This window comes from Actinomadura darangshiensis (genome assembly GCF_004349235.1).
GTDB classification, from domain to species: Bacteria; Actinomycetota; Actinomycetes; order Streptosporangiales; family Streptosporangiaceae; genus Spirillospora; species Spirillospora darangshiensis.
In genome coordinates, this window is record NZ_SMKY01000597.1 from 1 (window position 1) to 1,821 (window position 1,821).

General features: G+C 73.3%; 2 protein-coding genes. Both read right to left on the reverse strand.

Going from position 1 to position 1,821, the window contains the following annotated elements; all coding sequences use genetic code 11:
• A partial coding sequence (locus tag E1293_RS46770) for an o-succinylbenzoate synthase (protein ID WP_132206554.1) occupies positions 1-645 on the reverse strand: 645 nt, incomplete at its 3' end.
• 65 nt (positions 646-710) lie between these two features.
• Positions 711-1,610 carry a 1,4-dihydroxy-2-naphthoyl-CoA synthase gene (locus E1293_RS46775; RefSeq protein ID WP_132206556.1) on the reverse strand — a complete coding sequence of 300 codons (900 nt, stop codon included), beginning with the start codon at positions 1,608-1,610 and terminating at the stop codon, positions 711-713.
• Between the last annotated feature and the right edge of the window lie 211 nt (positions 1,611-1,821).

Below are 1,821 nucleotides of genomic sequence, written 5' to 3' on the forward strand. Positions count from 1 at the left end.
CGCCTCCGCCACCCGCAGCCCCGCCGCGACACCGCCGAGCGGCTGCACCTTCAGCACCGCCACGTCGGCCGCGCCGGCGGCCCGCACCTTCAGCGGGTCCTCGGCGCGGCGGATCGACTCGTCCGCCGCGATCGGCACGTCCACCCGCCGCCGCACCCGCGCCAGCTCGTCCAGCGTCGCGCAGGGCTGCTCGGCGTACTCCAGCTCCCACCGGTCCAGCGCCCGGATCATCCGGGCGGCGTGGTCGACGTCCCAGCCGCCGTTCACGTCGATGCGGACCCGGCCGTCCGGGCCGATCGCCGCGCGGACGGCCTCCACCCGCGCCAGGTCGTCGGCGTCGCCCTGCCCGCGCTCGGCTACCTTCACCTTCGCGGTGCGGCAGCCCGACTCCTTGGTCAGCTCGAACGCCCGCTCCGGGCCGACCGCCGGGATCGTCACGTTCACCGGGATCCGGTCGCGGACGGGCGCGGGCCAGCCCTCGCACGCGGCCTCGCGGGCCGCGGCCAGCCAGCGGGCGCACTCGGCCGGGCCGTACTCGGCGAACGGCGAGAACTCCCCCCAGCCGGCGGGGCCCTTCACCAGGGCGCCCTCCCGCCGGGTCACACCGCGGAACCGCGTCCGCATCGGGATGGAGAAGACCCGCACCCACCGACCCCCTGACCTGCCCGCCGAATCACGGCATGTCCGGATCACACCGTGCGCTTGAACAATTAGTAGTACCACGGGAAACGCGACCAATCGGGATCGCGCTTCTCCAGGAACGAGTCCCGCCCCTCGGCGGCCTCGTCGGTGCCGTAGGCGAGCCGCGTCGCCTCGCCGGCGAACACCTGCTGCCCGACCAGACCGTCGTCGACCAGGTTGAAGGCGTACTTCAGCATCCGCTGCGCCGTCGGGCTCTTGGCGTTCACCTTCCGCGCCCACTCCAGCGCCGTCGCCTCCAGCTCGGCGTGCGGGACGACGGCGTTGACCATGCCCATCCGGTGCGCGGCCTCGGCGTCGTAGGTGTCGCCGAGGAAGAAGATCTCGCGGGCGAACTTCTGCCCCACCTGCCGCGCCAGGTACGCCGACCCGAACCCGCCGTCGAAGCTCGCCACGTCCGCGTCCGTCTGCTTGAACCGGGCGTGCTCGCGGCCGGCGAGCGTCAGGTCGCACACGACGTGCAGGCTGTGCCCGCCGCCGGCCGCCCAGCCCGGGACCACGCAGATGACGACCTTGCCCATCATGCGGATCAGCCGCTGCACCTCCAGGATGTGCAGCCGCCCCGCCCGCGCCGGGTCGATCGTGTCGGAGGTGTCGCCCTCGGCGTACTTGTAGCCGTCCCTGCCCCGGATCCGCTGGTCGCCGCCGGAGCAGAACGCCCACCCGCCGTCCTTGCGCGACGGCCCGTTCCCGGTCAGCAGCACGCAGCCGATGTCGCTGGACATCCGCGCGTGGTCCAGCGCCCGGTACAGCTCGTCCACCGTGTGCGGACGGAACGCGTTGCGCACCTCGGGGCGGTTGAACGCCACCCGCACCGTCCCGTGGTCGACGGCCCGGTGGTAGGTGATGTCGGTGAAGCCGAACCCCTCGACCTCTTTCCACGCGTCCGCGTCGAACAGCTCCGAGACCATGTCTTCCTCTCCGTCGGGCGACCGCGCCGGCCGGGGACGCGGCGCACGTGACCCATTCAACCGGGCCGGTGTTTGAACGCGTTCAGCGGGGTCGCATACGCTGATGGGATCATGGATCGCCCGCTGCACGCCGCCGTCCTGCCCCCCGGCCCGCGCCTGTTCCGCGCCCTCGCCGACGCCCTCGACGGCGGACCCGCGATCTGCCCCCTCT